Origin of the sequence: Hymenobacter sp. UV11 (assembly GCF_004684095.1) — a bacterium.
GTDB lineage: Bacteria > Bacteroidota > Bacteroidia > Cytophagales > Hymenobacteraceae > Hymenobacter.
In genome coordinates this window covers 178,771-196,751 of the sequence record NZ_SRII01000007.1, presented here as the reverse complement: position 1 = coordinate 196,751, position 17,981 = coordinate 178,771, and the positions used below count along the sequence as shown (strand labels likewise).

Sequence of the window (17,981 nt, the reverse complement as noted above, 5' to 3'; positions counted from 1 at the left end):
AGATTCCCTTTTCAAGGATTTAAGAGGGGGTAGGATAAATTAAACGTCAAGTTTAATTAGCTTGAGCATTAAGCTGCTAAAACGAATTATAATCCAGGCTTTGCTTTTTCGTGGAGTGGTTTCGTCATCACGCCAAGTCTCAAGCTGCCGATAAACCGTGGGCCAGGGCGGCCGGGCATACATAGCAAGTGGCGTTGAGCGATGCCCGCTTGGCATGCAGCGGCGGACAATCCTGGGCACTCGCCCGCCCGCGGGGCTCTACTAGAACCCAGTGCTAATCAGTCAAATCGGTTGGGTAAGCGAGGCGATTCAGTGAGCAAGCTGAGTCCCTGTGGCTTTATCCCATACCCTCTCAGAATACAAGCGTGGCCAGCGGCACTTTTTCCCTCACCCGAGCTGCCATACAACTTTAAAAAGGTCAATTGCCGACAAAGTATTTACTTATGACAAGCTAGCAAATGAAGCCAGCTTTCCAGTAGCCAAGATGCTGAAAATAAAACGGTTTAATTTCTCTCATCAACCATTTTTTAATCTTTCCTATTACTTATGCAGTATCTTAGAAGTGCGAATTGTTACAAGGCTACTATCTGTAAATTATTTTACAAGTTATTCTATCACTAGCTCTCCTGTTTAAATCCCGCCCAATGTCTTCTAATGTCCCTTCTAAGTACTGCTTTACGGCGACGTTAGCATTGGCTCCGGGCCAATTTGCCAATCCGTCGCTGATAGGTGGCGTTCATTTCTTAAGTACTTCTATTCCCAGCTCGGCGGCTTTCTAGCCCACGGGCCTCATGGGCTGGGTAGGCGCAGGCCTGCCGGGTTAATCGCTGGCCGAGTTGGCTGGCAGCTGGCGCCTGCGCTTGATTTAGAAGAGCTTACAATTACGAATGGATACTCCCTTTACCATATTTATTGTGGAGGATGACCCGTGGTACGGCCAATTGCTGCACTATCATCTTTCGCTCAACCCCGACGATACAGTACACCTGTGGACCTCGGGCCAGGAATGCCTGGATAACATGCACTTGCGGCCCGACGTAGTCACGATTGACTTCTCCTTACCCGACACCAGCGGCGATAAGCTGCTGGGCCGGCTGCGCCAGCGCTGGCCCGAGGTGCCGGTCGTCATCATCAGTGCGCAGAGCAAGATTGCGACGGCCGTGCAGCTGCTCAAGGCGGGCGCTGCCGACTACCTGGTAAAGGACGACAACACGAAAGACCTGCTCTGGAACGCTATTCAGAAGCTGCGCGAAACCAGCGCCCTACGCGAGCAGGTGAAGCGCCTGGAAGACGAGCTGCAGGATAAGTATGACTTTAGCAAAATCCTGAAAGGCCACAGCGCGGCCATCCAGAAGCTGTTTGGCCTGATGGAAAAAGCCGCCCAAACGCCCATAAACGTGTCGGTGATGGGGGAAACGGGTACCGGCAAGGAGCTGGTAGCCAAGGCTATTCACATGAAATCGGGGCGGCACAAAAAGCCCTTTGTGGCGGTCAACATGGCCGCCATTCCGGCCGAGCTGCTGGAGAGCGAGCTGTTTGGGCACGAGAAAGGCGCGTTTACCGGCGCGGTGGCCCGCAAAATCGGCAAGTTTGAGGAGGCCAACGGCGGCACGCTGTTTCTGGACGAAATCGGCGATTTGAACCCCGCCATTCAATCGAAGCTGCTGCGGGTGCTGCAAGAGCGCGAGTTGCAGCGCGTAGGGGGCAACGAGCGCATTAAGCTCGACGTGCGTCTCATCACGGCCACTCACAAAAACCTGTCGGAAGAGGTACGCCACAACAACTTTCGGGAGGACTTATACTACCGCATCATTGGGCTGCCGCTGGTGCTGCCGCCGCTGCGCGAGCGCGGTTCCGATGTGCTGTTTCTGGCCAAGCACTTCGTGGATGAGTTTTGCCGCGAGTACCAGAAGCCGCCCCTGGCCCTCGCACCCGCCGCCCAGGACAAGCTGCAAGCCTATCAGTATCCCGGCAACGTACGCGAGCTGAAAACCATCATTGAGCTGGCGGCCGTACTCAGCAACGGCCACGAGATTGACGCCGCCGACATCGCGTTTGCGCCGGCCGGGCGCGAGGCCGGCTTTCTTGACTCGGAGCGCACGCTGCGCGAGTACACCCGCACCATCGTGCGGCACTACCTGGACAAGTACCAAGACAATGTGCCGCTAATAGCGCAGAAGCTGGAAGTAGGCAAGTCTACGATTTACAAAATGATACAAGACGGCGAGGTTTAACCCGCCGGCTATTTTTTGCTGCGCTGCTGCACTTGTTTATGGTTTCTAAAACTACCCCGTCTGCCGTGGCGTGGCGGCACGCCCTGCGCCGGCGCGACGCCGAAATAGCCCGGCTGCGCGAGCGCTTGGCAGCTGCCGAGGCGCCGGTGGCGGGCCCGCTCGTGGGCATTTCCAACTTCCTGACGCAGCTGCCCGGCTTATTTGCCGGCGTGATAACGACCGATGCGCAAGGCCGCCTCACGTGGGCCAATACCAGCTTTCTGGCTCGCTGCGGCTGCGCGCTGGCCGAGCTTCAGGGCCAGTACCTGGGTAGCTTGCCGGGCCAGCCCGTGCTCAGCGAGGCTTCGCAGCGGCTGCTTACGCATGGCTTGGCGGGGGGCACCAGCTTTCAGTTTGACCTGGCCGCCCCATGCTCCAGCCACGCGGGCAGCTGGCTGCGCGTGCACCTGCAGCCGGTTTGCGCGGCCAGCCCATCCGAGTGCACATTCATTGGCCTGCTGGAAGACATTTTTCAGGAAAAGTGCGACCAGCTGGCCCTGGCCGAAAGCGAAAAGCGCTACCGCGAGCTAGCCGAGCAGGTGCCGGGCGTACTGTACCGCTGGCGCAAAAACCTGGATGGCACGTTTACGTCGCTCTTCGCCTGCGCCAAAATGCACGAGCTATTTGGCGTGACCCCGGGCGATGCTGGCAGCCTGTACCGCCTGATTCACCCCGACGACCAGGCCCGGTGGCTCGAATCGGTGGCGGAGGCCACGGCGGAAGGCAGCACGGCACCGTGGCGCTTTGAGGGTAGGCTGGTGGTGCCGGGGCGGCCGCTTATCTGGTGGCGCGGCGATTCGGTTCTGTCCTACCGCGATGCGCACGGGGCCGTGTACAGCGGTATTATTCGGGATATTACGTCGCAGAAGCAAGCCGAAGAGGCTGCCCGCCATAGCCAGCTGCGCCAGCACCTGGCGGTAGATGGGCTGGGTGATGGCAGCTGGGAATTTGACTGCCGCACGCTGAGCAGCGTGCTCTCGCCCGAGTTCTGGACCCTGATAGGCTATGACCCCGTCGAACAGCAGGGAAAAGACTTTAATTGGGACGCCTACACGCACCCCGACGACCTGGCAATGGTGGGCCGGCACTGGGAAGAGTACCAGGCGGGCCACACGGCTGTCTTTTCTGCCGAGCACCGCCTGCGCTGCCGGAACGGGTCGTACAAGTGGGTGCTGAACCGGGGCCTCATCACGCAGCGCGACGAGCTGGGCCAACCCGTGCTGGTAACGGGCGTGAGCATCGATATTTCGGCCAGCAAAAAGGCCGCCGCCGAGCTAGCCGCCGCCGCGTTGCGGCTCTCAACGACGATTGCCAGCTTGCAGCGCGGCATTGTGCTGGTTGATGAGCACGACCGGATTGTGCTGGTTAATGACTTTTTCTGCCAGATTTTTGGCCTGACTACCTTGCCCGAGCAGCTCGTGGGCATGAAGCACGCGGACCTGGCGCAGCAGGCTAAGGGCTTTTTTGAGGATGAGGAAGCGTTCTTGGAGTTTGCCGAAAAGGCTGTGCGCGAGAACAAGGTGATAAACAACTACATCGTGACGCTCCGCGACGGGCGCGTTCTGGAGCGCTCGTTTGTGCCAATTCGCGATGGCGACACCGACATTGGGCAGCTGTGGCAGTTCAAGGAAATTACGGAGCGCTACTATGCCCAGCAAACCCTGAAGCGGCAGGAGGAAAAGTACCGCAACATCATCAACAACATGCAGCTGGGCCTGGTGGAGATGGACCTCGACAACCGGGTACTGCACGCTAATGAGAGCTACTGCCAGATGATAGGCTACCCGGCGGCCGAGCTGCTGCACCAGCCGCTGCACCCGCTCATCGTAGGGCTCGCCGACGAAACCGTGATGGCCGATAAGCTAACCGAGCGCCGCCGGGGCATTTCGGGCTCGTATGAGCTGGAAATAACTACCAAGCAGGGCGAGCGCAAGTGGCTCTTCATCGGGGCTGCGCCACTCTACGGCGACGATAAGCAGGTGTACGGCACTATTGGCATCAACCTCGACATTACCCGCCAGAAGCAGCTGGAAAACAGCCTTCGTGAGGCGAAGCAGCTGGCGGAGGATTCGGCCAAGGTCAAGGAATTATTCCTGGCTAACATGAGCCACGAAATCCGTACGCCCATGAACGCCATCCTGGGTATGAGCCAGCTGCTGGCCAAGACTACACTGGCCCCGCGCCAGCGCAATTACCTGCACGCCATTACCACCTCGGCCCAGAACCTGCTCGTTATCATCAACGATATTCTGGACCTTTCGAAGCTCGATGCGGGCAAGATGACCATTGAGCAGGTGGGCTTCAACGTGGACCGGCTCTGCGAGCAAGTAGCCAAAACGATGCTGTATAAGGTAGAGGAAAAAGGCCTGCACTTCGAAACCTGGGTGAGCCCGCTCGTGCCCAACGTGGTGCTCGGCGACCCCTACCGCATCACGCAGGTGCTGCTGAACCTGGCCAGCAACTCGGTGAAATTCACCGAGAAAGGAACGATACGGGTGGAGTGCGACGTAGCCGGCTACATCAACGGGCAGGTCATCGTGGCCTTTTCGGTTTCCGATACGGGCATCGGCATCGACCCGGCTTACCTGCACAATATCTTCCAGGAGTTCAGCCAGGAAGACCCGTCTATCACCCGCAAGTTTGGTGGCACGGGGTTGGGCCTGAGCATCAGCCGCAGCCTGGTGCGGCTGATGGGCGGCGAGCTCAACATTGAGAGCGAGAAGCACCAGGGTACCAGCACGCACTTCTGCCTGTTTTTGCCCGTCGGCACGGTCCACGACCTGCCGCAGCGCAAGTCGGTGGCCATTACCAACTCGCAGGAGCTACGCGGCAAGCACGTGCTGCTGGTAGAAGACAACAAGTACAACCGCTTGCTGGCCAAGACCTTTCTACATAACGCGCACATCGAGGTGACGGAGGCCGAGCACGGCGCGGAGGCCATCGCCTGCGTGGGCAAGCAGAAGTTCGACCTTATTCTGATGGATGTGCAGATGCCCGTGATGGATGGCTTTCAGGCTACCCGGTACCTGCGCCAGGAGCTAGGGCTGACGACGCCCATCATCGCGCTCACCGCTTCGGCCATCAACGGCGAGAAGGAAAAGTGCCTGGCGGCCGGCATGAACGACTACCTCACCAAGCCCTTTTACGAAGACGAGCTGCTGCAGCTGGTGCACGACTGGGTGCTGCGACCGCAGCCCAGTACCACTACCGCCGCCGAGGCGCCGCCGGCCCTCCTTCCCGGCGCCAGCCCGGCGCTGTACAAGCTGGATATCTTACTGAATACCGCGCGGGGCAACCAGAAATTTGTGCTCTCCATGCTGCAAACCTTCATCGACAGCACCTACAACGCCCTCCGTGACCTCGACCGCGACCTCGAAGTGGGCGACGTGGCGGGCCTGCAAGCCACGGCCCACAAGCTGCGCCCTAGCCTGATGCATCTCCAGATTCAGGCCGCCGTAGCGCTCATGGACAGCCTCGAAAACTGGGAAGGCCCTTTTAGCTACGATGACTTGCAACCGCTGGTAGAAAGCAGCGACCTGCTGCTGCGCCAGGTGCTGGCCGATATGAGCGCCGAGCTGGAAACCCTTCGCCGTGACGAAGTGCCCGCAGTGGTTTCCAAGTAGAGAGGCACGCAGTAGAGACGCAAAATTTTGCCTCTCTACTGCGTGCCTCTGTGTGCCCTAACCTGGAAACCACGCCAATTAACGCCGCTACTACCGGGCTTTGGCTCGCTAGGTAATGTGAGCGCGAGCAGTACAGCGAGCAGCTTAAAGCAACGGCGGCATTTCGCACTGTCTTTGGAAGCGAAGCCCTGACCCAGGTAGTTGCTGGCCTTGACAGCCACTACCGCTATACCCTGCGGAAGGGGGGGTAGGCGCCCGCCAGCACAAGAAGAGCAGCCGGTTCAAAAAAAGTCTGGTCAAACTTAGTACTCGCCATTCCTGGTTTGGGCACCCCTACTCTATAAAACCTGCCTCCAGAAATCAGGTTGCCGCAGGTGTACCGAAGTAATTGCTTATCAAATAATTGACGGCCTCCGGCGTCAGGGGCTTGGTCAGCACCTCCGTGACGGGCAGGTATTGACTCTGCACCAGGCCGGGGTCGAGAGGCAACGTAGTGAGCAGGACGATAACGAATGACTGCGGCAAAGCGGGGTACAGCCGGGTAAAGACGCGCAGGAACTCAAAGCCGTTGCGCAGCGGCATGTTGAAGTCCAGCAAAATCAAGGTAGGGCAGGCGGCCGTCACAGGGTGTGCACAGCGGGCTTGGAGGATGGCCAGCGCGTCTTCGGCCGTACTGGCTACCAGCACTTCCTGGCTCACCTGCATTCGCTCCAATAGGCGCTGGTTGTAGTAGTTCGTGGCCGCGTCATCGTCTACGAGCAGCACGGCAGGGCCTTGCAGCATAAGCAATTAGGAAGGCATTGTTTCCTGAACCCGGGCTTGAATCGTCTGAATTTCCGCCCTATCCAGCGGTTTGTGCAATACGCCCGCCACCAAGGGGTATCCCTTGGCGCGGGCCATGTCAGCGAGAGCCAGGGAAGAGGTTAGGATATAAAACGCGCTCTTGCCCAACAAGCTTACTTCCAATGGCTTGAGTGCCTCCAACACCTCCCAGCCGCTAAGCAGGGGCATGTTCAGGTCCAGGAGCACAACGTGGGGTAGGGAGCCAGTGGGTGCCTGCTTCCGGAAAAAAGCCACCGCGTCCACCGGAGAACGAAAAGATTTCACCGTGTCGGCGGGTTGCCCTTCGCGTTTCAACAGGCGCGTAGTTAAAAATATGCTCGTCGGGTCGTCGTCAATGAGAATAGTGTCCATTTGTAATATGAGAATAGTGGCTGTTTTTAATTAAGGCAACAGAATGGAGAAGCGGGTGCCCTCCCCCACTTTGCTGTGCACCGTGATGCGCCCGCCCATGCTCTCGACATGGGTTTTGATTAGGTACAAGCCCACGCCACGGCCCGGACGGTCGATATGGAACCGTTTGTAAAGCTTGAATACGTCATCGCCCGCCAGCTCCTGGTCGAAGCCCGAGCCGTTATCGGCGGCCACAATCGCCGTTTCCTGCGCTCCACCGCCCGTGGCCGTGATGGCGACGTGCAAGGGCCGCTCGTCGGCGCGGTACTTGATGGCGTTGCTGAGCAGGTTGAAAAAAATACTGTAGAGGTAGGCCCGGTTGGCCCCCACCCGCAGGTCGGCGGGAATGTCTATCCGCACGGTGCCGCCGCACTGCGCCAGAACCTCGCGCAGGTTTTGTACCACCTGATGGGCGACCTCGGCCAGGGGCACCGCCTCCGACTCGGCCAGGCCCAGCTTGTCGCGCACCGAAAGGATGGTGTTCATGTCCCGCAGCACCAGGTCGAGTTGGTGCAGGCTGGCCTCCAGGTAGGTGCGCGTTTCCTCAAAGTAGGCCGAGCCCGGTTCTTCCGTGCCCAGCAGGTCTACCAGCCCGAGGGCGCTGGCCAGGGGGGCACGCAGGTTGTGCGCAACGATGTAGGTAAACTGCTGGAGGTCGCGGTTTTGGACAAATATCTCTTCCTGCGCTTGCGCCTTTTCGGTGATGTCCCGCGCAACCATGTGTACCCCAATCACTTTGCCCTGCTCGATTAACGGCACTTTAACCACGTCCCAGTGCCGGGGAGCAGATTTTCCCTGCGCGGTGTACACCTCGAAGCGCACGGTGTGGCCGGTAAACGCCTCCCGAAGCTTTTCCTGGAATATGGGCTGCACGTCCGGGGGTAGAAAGTCCGCGTAGTTGTGGTGAAGGACCTCTTCCTTCGGCTTCTCGACTAGCGCGAGAAAGGCCGGGTTGGCATCCAGGATGATGGACGCCTCGTTCTGGTAGAGAATCAGTTCGGGAGTATTCTCAAACAAGGCCCGAAACCGGATTGCTGGGTCAGCTATGGAAGTAAGTTGGGCCATAAGCTTTGAGTAGCAAATTAAGAGCGAGCAAGTTATGCCGATGGCCCTTGGGCTGGCAGCAAACGACAAGATACCCCGAACTTCTGGCTTCTTGCTGTCCCACAGCATGCTATGCGGCTACTCGGCCCCGGCGCAGCGGCGCCTTGGGTTTGCACTGCAACAGCCGGTAGCACCGCAGGCCACCACTCAGAGTAAAGCTTATATTAAAAACAATATAATTTATTTATGTTTCTGCTTTTCATAAAGGGGGTAGCACGAGAGTGAGAATAAAAAACTCTCGGTAAGGAAATTCGAACAGGGCCGTTTTCGATAAGCATCAGGCTTAACCCGGCAAAGCGGTTGCTTTCACCTGTAGCACTTATCACTAGCTCGCCTCAGGCTAGTTAGCTGCTGAGGCTGGCCGGGTGGCTGGGGCAGGGGTAGGACGGAATTTCTTCATTCTTTCTTCACTTGACGAATGTCATCTGATGCCGCAATTATTGTCATAGGGCTGGCCATCACCTTGGGGGACTTTTGTACAAAGCCCTTCGCTGAGTGATACCTTAACCCGCCTGCTCATGACAACGACCTCGCGCCTACCCCTCCCCACCCGCCTGGCCATCACCGCCTTCGTGACCAAGCGCCTGACCGTTCAAAAGGGCCAAATCCTGAATTCTGATGCGGAAATCAGCACGCAAATCCGGGAGCTGCTCGACTGGGATATCCGGGTGAACAGCTCCCTGGTAGAGGTGCGCACCCACGAGCAGGTGGTGCACCTATCGGGCACAGTGAGCACGGCTACGGAAAAGAACCACACCATCGCCATGGCTTACCAGACCGGGGCCTGCCGCGTAGATGCCCGCGACTTGCTGGTGGCCTGCCGGGCGCGGGGCAGCAAGCCGCGGCGCGGCAAGCGCTCGCCCCGCACCGACGAGGCCATCGTCAACGCCGTGCGCGTAGCCCTCTACCGCAACTCACTCGGCTCCGAAACACTGGTGCAGGCCCATGAAGGCATCGTGACGCTGGCCGGCACGGTGAGCAGCCTGCGCGCCCGCCAGGGAGCGGAGCACGACGCCCGCCACGTGGTGGGGGTGTACGACGTGCATAACCTACTGAAAATACGGCCCAAGCGCTTGGTGCCCGATGCCGACAGCCGCTAGACCAGCCGGGTAGCACCCAGGCCCGGCCCGCCGGCGGCTGGAGCAGGACGGCGACGCCATGACAGCAGTAGAAGAACAGTACGATTACAGCGGGTTGAGCGCGGAGCCAGCCCGACACGCCGGGCGCCGCGAAGCATTCCGCTTGCCGCGGCAGCTCAATGGGCTAGCGGTCCACAGGTTTTCATTCGTCCACTTTTTCCTCTACTTCTATGACCTCTCCCCTTGTTGTACTGACCGATTTTTACGCCGTCACCACCCGGGCGCTGTCCTACGCTGCCGGGCTGGCAGTACCCCTGAAAGCGGAGCTGGTGCTGCTGCACGCCCGCCACGACGTGCTGCTGGCCCCAGTCGACGACAACCCCTACTCGCCCATCAGCGACCACGCCACCGACCAGGCCCTGCAAACGCTGGCCGCCGAGCAGCCTGTGCCCACCCAGGTCGATGTATCGGAACAGGAGCTGACCGAGGCCGTACGCGCCGCCGTGCGCCACCACAACCCCCTGCTGCTGGTGCTGGGCCGACCCGGCGGGGCCGATACGCCCGTGGAAATCATGACCGGCACGGCCATGGACCTGCTCACCACCGTGCCCTACCCCCTGCTGGTAGTGCCGGCCCCCGGCTGGGATGCCTTCCCGCCCCGGCGCCTGCTGCTGGCGGTAGACGGCGAGCCGTTTGAGCTGCTCCCGCACCAGGACGTGCTCCGGCAGCTGCTGCACGTGGCCGACGGCACGCTGGCCGTGGTGCGGGTAGCCGACGACAGCCACGCCCGCCTGGGGGCCGAAACTATCCTCCGCACCGTGGCCGCCAACGACCTTACCGAGGAGCTACCCCCTAGCCAGCTCTGCGAAGTGTACAACCACTCGGTAGTGGGCGGCGTGCTGGCCGAAGCCGCCCAGCAGGATGCCGACATGCTGGTGGTGGTGGCCCGCCGCCACAGCCTGCTGGGCAGCCTGTTTCATCGCAGCGTTACGGCGCAGCTGCTGGAGCGCAGTCCCATTCCGGTGCTGGTGCTACCCGCCGAAGACTAGCTCCCCGGTTGTTTGCAAGGGCTTCTCACTCAGATTTTTTGCTATGAATCCTTCCTTTGTTGTCTTAGTCAATCTCTCCGAGGCGGCGGAGCAGGCTGCCCGCTACGCCGCCGTGCTGGGGGCGCCGCTGCACGTGCGCCTGGAGCTGGTTAATGTGTACCAGCCCTCCATGCTTGCCTCCGGCATGGCGTCGGTGCCAGTGCCGCATTTCCCCCGGCTGCAGACCGAAACGAAAGATGCTTTGCAGGCGCTGGCCCACCGCCTGCCCGCGCCCGCCGAAGCAACGGTGCTCACGGACCCCATGGCCGAGGCCGTGCAGGAAGCCATTGCGCAGCACCAGCCGCTGCTGCTGGCCATGAGCCTGAGCCCCGAGCAGGACGTGCTCGACTACCTATTGCGCAACCACGTGCTGCCCATACTGCGCGCCACCCACCAGCCGCTGCTGCTGGTGCCCGAAGCCGGCCCGCTTCCCGGCCTGCCGCGCCGCGTGCTGGTAGCCGTCGATGGCGAATATTTTGCCCCTAGTGCCGCCGCCCTGGCCCTGGCCCCGCTGCTGGCGAGCTGGCCAGCGGCTTTTTTGGCAATGCACGTTCGGCCCATTCCGACCGGGGCCGAGCAGCCCGGTGGCTATGAGCGGCTGGGCGGGCAGCTGCGCAAGCTCCTGCCGATAGCCGTGCCACTGACGCTATACGACGATATCGACCACGACCCGGCCGCCGGCGTGCTGCGCGCGCTGGCCGAGACGCAGGCCGATTTGCTGGTGCTCATTGCCCGGCCCCGCAGCTTTTTGGGCCGGCTGTTTCATCGCAGCGTCACGGCGCAGGTGCTGCGGGGCTGCCCCGTGCCGGTGTTGCTGCTGCCCGCCGAAGCCCCGGACCAGCCCGACTACCTACCCCGCATGAGCTGACAAGCGGCGGTGCCACCTGCTGCTTTCACCCGGTGCTGGAAAACCACCGGCTGCGCGGCGTCATCGGCCAGGGCAACCTCACCGCCCGCCCGACCATCCGGGCCGCGCTCAGCTACTAGGCGGGCGGGCGGCCTTCTCCTTTCATTCCAATTTACGTCATTATGAAACCTAACCTGCTCGTCCTCACCGATTCGTCGCCCGCTGCCGAGCGGGCCCGGGCCTACGCCGCCGTGCTGGCCGCCCCGCTGGGGGCCGAGGTGCACCTGCTGCACGTGTACCCCACGCCGCCCACCACCACGCGGGTAGGCCGGGTCATGCACGCCACCAACGCCAGCTACGTGCGGCGGGAGCGCCACGCCCTGGAACATGTAGCCGCCGCCATGACCGTGCCGGCCACGGCCACAACCGTGACCACCGATTGGAACGAGGCCGTGCAGCAAGCCCTGGACCAGTACCGGCCGCTGCTGCTCATCGCGGGCCTCACGGCCACCGATGGCCTGCTGGATGAATGGCTCAGCAACCGCACCCTGCCGCTGGCCCACCAAACGGGCTACCCGCTGCTGCTGGTACCCGAGAACCTGCCCACGGCCGCCCTACGCCCGCCGCGCTGCCTGGCACTGGCCGTACGCGACCAGTCTTTTACGCTCACACCCGAAGCCCTGGCCCTCAGCCCATTGCTTGTGGCGCTGGATGCCGCCGTGGTGCCTATCACCGTCGCCCGGCCTACTGAGCCAGATGCCGGCCGGCACGGCCTCGCGGCCGCCCAGCAATGCGGCCTGACTCCGGCCCTGGCCGGCAGCAGCCTCTACCGGGTGGTAGCCGAAACGCAGGCCGCCGGCCTGCAGCAAGCCGTGGCAGCGCTTGCGGCCGAGGTGCTGGTTCTGCTCGACCCCGGCCACGGCTGGGTAGCCAAGCTGTTCGGCGGCAGTGTCATCGACGAGGTGCTGCGCCATACGCAGGTGCCCGTGCTACTGCTGGCCACCCAGGAAAACGGGCTGGATTAAGTAGAAATGCAAAAAAACGGTCATGCTTCACCTGGCGTCCGCTTGTCGAAGCCTCTCTCAACGACTATTTCGCCCTACCCCCCCACCCCTTTCTTATGGCTCTTTCCCTCATCGTCTTCGCGGGTTTCTACCCGCCCGCCCGCCGCGCCATTCAGTATGCCGACATCCTGGCGCAGGCCATGGAGGGCCAGCTGGTGCTGCTGCACGTCAACCGCGCCTCCCTGTTTGACCCCAACGATTTGGTGGCTCAGGGCTACCACCAGCAGGAGCTGACGCGCCAGACCGATACGGCCGCCATTCTCTACCAGCAAGCCGAAGGGCTCCTGACCACGGCCACGGTAGAAGTAGCCACCGACCTGCTGCCCGCCGTGGCCCAGGATTTGGCCCACCGCTACCAGCCGGCTCTCTTTGTACTCAGCCAGACCCATGAGGACCGCCCCGCCGACCTGCTCACCTCCTGCGTGGAGATTTTGCGGGCCGGCGGCTTCCCGCTGCTGGTGGTGTCGCCCAAGGCTCCGGCCGAGCACCCGCCCCGCCGCATCCTCATTGCCGCTGACCGCGAACCGTTTGCGCTGGCCTCGGCAGCCGACGCCCTGCGCCCGCTGCTGGCCCTACCCGGCGTCGAGGTCATCGTGGCCCACGTTTCGAGCGGCGTGGAGGATGATGAGGGCTGCGCCCTGGCGCTACGGGCCGTGCAGGCCAGTGGGCTGGTAGAGGGGCTGCCCACGCCGGAGCTGCGGGGCTACCAGCACGCGCACTATGCGCAGGGAGTGCTGGCCGCCGCCCTCGACACGCGCGCCGATTTGGTGGTGGTGCTGGCCCGCCAGCGCAGCTACCTCGGCGACTTGTTTCACCGCAGCGTCACGGCCCAGCTCCTGCAAACCTGCCCGGTGCCCGTGCTGGTGCTGCCCACGGCAGCATCGGTGCCCGTTACCGAAACGCCCGGCTTTGCCGCGGCCACCGGCTTTGCCACCACCGTACTCACGCCGACCGCCTGACGCCCGGGGTGCCTCCTGGCGGCCAGCGGCCAGCCGCCAGGGGGCATGGTCAGAATGGCCCGGCCGGGTCGTGCTCCAGCGCCTGCACCAAGAAGCGGGCGTAGGGCTGGCGCTGCCCGTTTATCACCCAGCTGGCCTCGGCGGCGAAGGGCACGAGCACCCCCTGCTGCCGGCGGTACTGTGAAAAGCGCCCTTCCCACGGCTGCAGCTCGGTGTTGCTGAAGTAGCGCAGGGCTTCGCACGCGGCTAGTTCGTTCCGCTCATTGAAGCGCATCAGGCATTCTACCGTCTGGCCCGCGTGCGTGAGCGTGAGGCGAGCCGCCTGGTCATCCACGGCCGTCCAGGCGAGGTGCGGGCCGGGCAGCAGGGCGGTGGGCAGCCAGGCGCCTTCGGCCAGCCAGCGCAGCAGCTCGCCCTTGTCGTAGTGGGAGCCCTGGCCGCGCACAATAGGCACGGCCCCCAACAGGCGCACCGTGAGGCCGCCGCGCCCGGCCACGTACTCATCACGGGCGACGAACCAGCGGGTAGTGCCCTGCCAGAGGAAGCCAGGCGGGTCGGCCGTGATGTACTGCTCGCCCTGAAGGGGCAGCCAAGCCTTTTTCAAATCGGTTTTGAACTGCCCACCGTGGCGCAGACGCAACCCGCGCAGGTAGGGCTGACCGTCGGGTAGCACCTGGCGAAAATACCGCTGCACCGGCAGCGGCAGCCCTGCCAGCTGGGCTTCGTGATACACGCGCTCCGGGCCATCATTGGCGGCGGCAAACAGCTGCCGCGCATCTCGCCGCAACCGCCGGGCCGCAAAGATGCCCAAGATGGGTAGGGCCAGGGCAGCGCCCGCCAGCAGTCGAAGGGCGTTTCTGGTCATGGCAAGGGGTAGTCGTTAGTACTGCTGCTGCCCCAGCCGGTAGACCAGCAGCAAGAGCGCAAACACGTGAATTTATTTGAAAGCCAATTGATTACAGCGAGCCAAGCAGTTGGGTAGGGAAAGGTCAAAGTTGTCCCGGTTGGCATCGGAGTAGTGGCCGCCAGATGAGCATGAGTGCCCTTGCTAGTGCCGTATTGCTACTCCTGGAAGCAGCCTGGTGCAAGTGTACGTCGGCCCCTACCCCATACCACTGACAAAAGTCATGGCCGGCGCATGACGTTGAGCATTCCCGTTGCCAGCGGCGCGCCGGTTCTTTGTAGGAAGCCCAACCGCCCTTTCGGCTAACCATATACTAAATAGCATTTTAAGTCGCCACATCCGCAAAGCCATCAGCGAGCAGGCCGCAGGCCAAGCGGCATTGCAGCAGCCCGGCCTAACGAGCTAAACTACTCATCTCTACCCCCCTCTAGTCCATGAAGGTCGCTTATATCTCCACCTACCTGCCCCGCGAGTGCGGCCTGGCCACCTTCAACCAGAACGTGGTGCGCGCCATTGCGCTCAACCTTGCCCGGCAGGGCCAGAGCGGGCCGGAAAGCGGCTTCGGCGTGGCGATGAACGACTCCGATGACGAAGACGAGTATGCCTATGGCGACGAGGTAAAGGTCATTATCCGGCAGGACGACCAGAAGGACTACATCGAGGCTGCCACCTACCTCAACACCAGCGACGCCGACGTGTGCCTGCTGGAGCACGAGTTCGGCATTTTTGGCGGCGAGAGCGGCATTTACCTGCTGCCGCTGCTGCACCGGCTCGAAAAGCCGCTCGTGACGGTACTGCACACCATTCTGCGCGAGCCCTCGCACACTCAGAAAATCATTATCCAGGAAATTGCCCGGCGCTCGGCCCGGCTGGTGGTGATGAGCCGCCGGGGCATCGATTTTCTGACCGCTATCTACGACATCGCGCCGGAGAAAATTCAGCTTATCGAGCACGGCGTGCCCGATTTGGAAGCGCTCAAGCTCAACCCGCTGCGCACCCTGGCGCCGTTTCGCAACCGCCGGGTGCTGTTCAGCTTTGGGCTGCTGAGCCGCAACAAGGGCCTGGAAACCGTGATTCGGGCCCTGCCGGCCATCGTGGCCCACCACCCCGACGTGGTGTACGTGGTACTCGGCAACACCCACCCCGGCGTGGTGCGGCGCTCGGGCGAGGAGTACCGCGAGCAGCTCAAGCGGCTAGCCATTGAGCTGCAAGTAGATAAGCACCTGGTGTTTATCAACAAGTTTGTGGAAGAAGCCGAGCTGATGAACTACCTCACGGCTGCTACCCTCTACATCACGCCCTACACCAACGAAGCCCAGATTACCAGCGGTACGCTCTCGTATGCCGTGGGCGCGGGTGCGGCCGTCGTCTCTACCCCCTACTGGCACGCCCAGGAGCTGCTGGCCGAAGACCGGGGCCGCCTGTTTCCCTTCAAGGATGCCGACGCGCTGGCCGATACCGTGAACGACCTGCTCACCAACCCCGAGAAGCTGGCCGCCCTGCAGCACAACGCCTACCAGTACGGCCTGCACCTGCGCTGGCCCAAAATCGGGGCCGAGTATCTGGCCGTGCTGGCAGCGGCCTGCGCCCAACCCGAGGCGGGCAATGAGCTACCGCCGCGCCCGCTGGTAGACCCCGAAATCATTCCCGAGTTCAGCCTGGCCCACGTGCGCCGCCTCACCGACGACACGGGCATTGTGCAGCACGCCAAGTACGGCATTCCCAACCTCAAGGAAGGCTACTGCCTCGACGATAATTCCCGGGCCCTCATCATGGCCCTGATGGCCTACCAGCAGCACAACAGCCCCGAGGCGCTGGAGCTGCTGCCCATCTACCTCAGCTACATTCACTACGTGCAGCGCGACGATGGCAATTTTCGCAACTTCCTCTCTTTCAGAAGGGAATACCTAGACGAAATCGGCTCGGAGGATTCGTTTGGGCGCACGGTGTGGGCCCTGGGCTACCTCATTCACCGGGCCCCTAATAACTCGTACCGCGAGTTTGCCGGCGAGCTTTTGGCGCGCTCGGTGCCGCACTTTCAGCAGCTGCACCACCTGCGCGGCATGGCCAATACCATGATTGGCGTGGCCTACTACCTCCAGGCCCACCCCGACGATGAGGCCCTGGTAGAAGAGCTGACCCAGCTCGCGGCGCGGCTGCTGGCCGCCTACGCTGCCCACCGCACCACCGACTGGCATTGGTTCGAAGAAAAACTGACCTACGACAACGCCATTCTGCCCCTGGCCCTGCTGCACGCCTACGAAATAACGGGCCACGCGCCGGCCCGGGAAGTAGCCCTGGAGGCGCTGGCGTTTTTGGATGAAGTAAGTTTTCGCAACGGCTTCCTGAACCCCGTGGGCAACGAAGGCTGGTACCACCAGGACGGCGAAGTGCCGCTGTTCGACCAGCAGGCCATCGAAACGATGGCCATGGTGCTGGTGTATTTGCAGGCCTACCGCACCACCCACGAGCCCGATTTTATCCGGCGCATGTTTGCCAGCTACCAGTGGTTTTTGGGCGAAAACCTGCTGCGCGTGCCCCTCTACGACCAGGAAACCAAGGGCTGCTGCGACGGCCTGCAGCAAACCGGCCTCAACCGCAATCAGGGCGCGGAAAGCACCCTGGCCTACCTCATTTCCCACCTCACGGTGCTCAGGGCCCTGGAGCTGGAGCACGAATACGACCAGTCGGTGCCGGCCGCCGCCCCGGCGCAAGTGACCGCCGCCGTATGAAAGTAGCCGTGCTCGCCCCCGTGGCCTGGCGCACGCCGCCCCGCCACTATGGCCCCTGGGAGCAAGTGGCGTCCAACGTGGCCGAGGGCCTGGTGGCGCTGGGCGTGGACGTGACGCTTTTCGCCACCGCCGACTCGGCCACGGCGGGCACGCTGGCGGCCGTGGTGCCGCAGGGCTACGAGGAAAACCGCACCCAGGACGCCAAAGTGGCCGAGTGCCTGCACATCAGCCACCTGATGGAGCGGGCCGAGGAGTTCGACCTCATTCACAACCACTTCGACTTCCTGCCCCTCACCTACTCGCGGCTCATCCCTACCCCCCTGGTGACGACCATCCATGGCTTTTCCTCCGAAAAGATTCTGGCCGTGTACGAGAAGTACGCCGCCACCACGGCCTACGTCTCCATCAGCCACGCCGACCGCAGCCCGCGCCTGCCCTACGCCGCCACCGTCTACAACGGCCTGCGGGTGAGCGACTTCACCTTCACGGCGCAGCCCGAGGACTACCTGCTGTTTTTCGGCCGCATTCACCCCGACAAGGGTACGGCCGAGGCCATCGAGATAGCCCGGCGCAGCGGCCGGCGCCTGCTCATCGCGGGCATCGTGCAAGACGCGGCCTACTTCCGCGAGCGGGTAGAGCCGCTGCTGAGCGACACCATCGTGTTTCTGGGGGCCGCCGGCCCCGCACAACGCAACAAGCTACTTGGCAATGCGTTAGGCTTATTACACCCCATCAATTTCGACGAGCCGTTTGGCCTGAGTGTGGCCGAAGCCATGCTGTGCGGCACACCGGTTGTCGCCTTCAACCGAGGGGCCATGCCCGAGCTGATTCAGCACGGGCAAACCGGCTTTTTGGTGGACAGCGTGGGCGAGGCCGTGGAGGCCGTGCAGCAGCTGGGCGCCCTCAGCCGCGCCGCCTGCCGGGCCTGGGCCAGCGCCAATTTTTCGCAGGAGAAAATGGCGGCCGATTATTTGGCAGTGTATAACGAGCTGGTGCATAAGGAATAACGCTCCTATTGCAAAGCGTTGCCTGCGGCTATCGTTCACACGTGAACCGGCCGGATGGCTTCGCCATC

Annotated in this window: 13 protein-coding genes; 9 read left to right on the top strand and 4 right to left on the bottom strand. The window is 62.2% G+C overall.

What is annotated here, in order from left to right; translation table 11 throughout:
• Positions 1-887 precede the first annotated feature (887 nt).
• Positions 888-2,234 (top strand): sigma-54 dependent transcriptional regulator, encoded by a 1,347-nt coding sequence (locus E4631_RS14875; protein WP_133656498.1) that lies wholly within the window; start codon positions 888-890, stop codon positions 2,232-2,234.
• 38 nt (positions 2,235-2,272) lie between these two features.
• Positions 2,273-5,896 carry a PAS domain S-box protein gene (locus E4631_RS14870; RefSeq protein WP_133656499.1) on the top strand — a complete coding sequence of 1,208 codons (3,624 nt, stop codon included), beginning with the start codon at positions 2,273-2,275 and terminating at the stop codon, positions 5,894-5,896.
• A 360-nt stretch (positions 5,897-6,256) separates the two neighbouring features.
• On the opposite strand, the gene E4631_RS14865 is transcribed toward E4631_RS14870, so the two are convergent.
• Genes E4631_RS14865 through E4631_RS14855 form a run of 3 tightly spaced genes read right to left on the bottom strand, consistent with a single transcriptional unit; the run spans position 6,257 to position 8,194 of the window.
• Positions 6,257-6,679, bottom strand: coding sequence for a two-component system response regulator (locus E4631_RS14865; RefSeq protein ID WP_133656500.1), 423 nt, complete (start codon positions 6,677-6,679; stop codon positions 6,257-6,259).
• Positions 6,680-6,685: 6 nt separating this feature from the next.
• Positions 6,686-7,090, bottom strand: coding sequence for a response regulator (locus E4631_RS14860; protein ID WP_133656501.1), 405 nt, complete (start codon positions 7,088-7,090; stop codon positions 6,686-6,688).
• Between the two features lie 30 nt (positions 7,091-7,120).
• Positions 7,121-8,194, bottom strand: a complete 1,074-nt coding sequence (locus E4631_RS14855) for a PAS domain-containing protein (protein ID WP_166647992.1) — start codon at positions 8,192-8,194, stop codon at positions 7,121-7,123.
• 557 nt (positions 8,195-8,751) lie between these two features.
• Here E4631_RS14855 and E4631_RS14850 point away from each other — a divergent pair.
• The 5 genes from E4631_RS14850 (at position 8,752) to E4631_RS14830 (ending at position 13,270) form a co-directional block, all read left to right on the top strand.
• A complete protein-coding gene (locus E4631_RS14850) occupies positions 8,752-9,333 on the top strand; it encodes a BON domain-containing protein (RefSeq protein ID WP_133656503.1) in 582 nt (193 codons plus the stop codon).
• Positions 9,334-9,542: 209 nt separating this feature from the next.
• Positions 9,543-10,361, top strand: coding sequence for a universal stress protein (locus E4631_RS14845; RefSeq protein ID WP_133656504.1), 819 nt, complete (start codon positions 9,543-9,545; stop codon positions 10,359-10,361).
• A gap of 43 nt (positions 10,362-10,404) precedes the next feature.
• Positions 10,405-11,268 carry a universal stress protein gene (locus E4631_RS14840; RefSeq protein ID WP_166647993.1) on the top strand — a complete coding sequence of 288 codons (864 nt, stop codon included), beginning with the start codon at positions 10,405-10,407 and terminating at the stop codon, positions 11,266-11,268.
• A gap of 161 nt (positions 11,269-11,429) precedes the next feature.
• Positions 11,430-12,272 (top strand): universal stress protein, encoded by an 843-nt coding sequence (locus E4631_RS14835; RefSeq protein ID WP_133656506.1) that lies wholly within the window; start codon positions 11,430-11,432, stop codon positions 12,270-12,272.
• Positions 12,273-12,367: 95 nt separating this feature from the next.
• A complete protein-coding gene (locus tag E4631_RS14830; protein ID WP_133656507.1) occupies positions 12,368-13,270 on the top strand; it encodes a universal stress protein in 903 nt (300 codons plus the stop codon).
• A 49-nt stretch (positions 13,271-13,319) separates the two neighbouring features.
• Here E4631_RS14830 and E4631_RS14825 read toward each other — a convergent pair whose 3' ends face one another.
• The gene (locus E4631_RS14825) at positions 13,320-14,135 is read right to left on the bottom strand and encodes a DUF6544 family protein (RefSeq protein WP_133656508.1); all 816 of its coding nucleotides are present in this window, start codon (positions 14,133-14,135) and stop codon (positions 13,320-13,322) included.
• Between the two features lie 473 nt (positions 14,136-14,608).
• Between E4631_RS14825 and E4631_RS14820 the strand changes: the two genes are divergently transcribed.
• Together E4631_RS14820 and E4631_RS14815 are read left to right on the top strand one after the other, a co-directional pair.
• Positions 14,609-16,906: a glycosyltransferase family 4 protein gene (locus E4631_RS14820; RefSeq protein ID WP_133656509.1), complete on the top strand. Its 2,298-nt coding sequence runs from the start codon at positions 14,609-14,611 to the stop codon at positions 16,904-16,906.
• Positions 16,903-17,913 carry a glycosyltransferase family 4 protein gene (locus E4631_RS14815; RefSeq protein WP_133656510.1) on the top strand — a complete coding sequence of 337 codons (1,011 nt, stop codon included), beginning with the start codon at positions 16,903-16,905 and terminating at the stop codon, positions 17,911-17,913. The genes E4631_RS14820 and E4631_RS14815 overlap by 4 nt, the downstream gene beginning before the upstream one ends.
• The last annotated feature ends 68 nt before the right edge of the window (positions 17,914-17,981 follow it).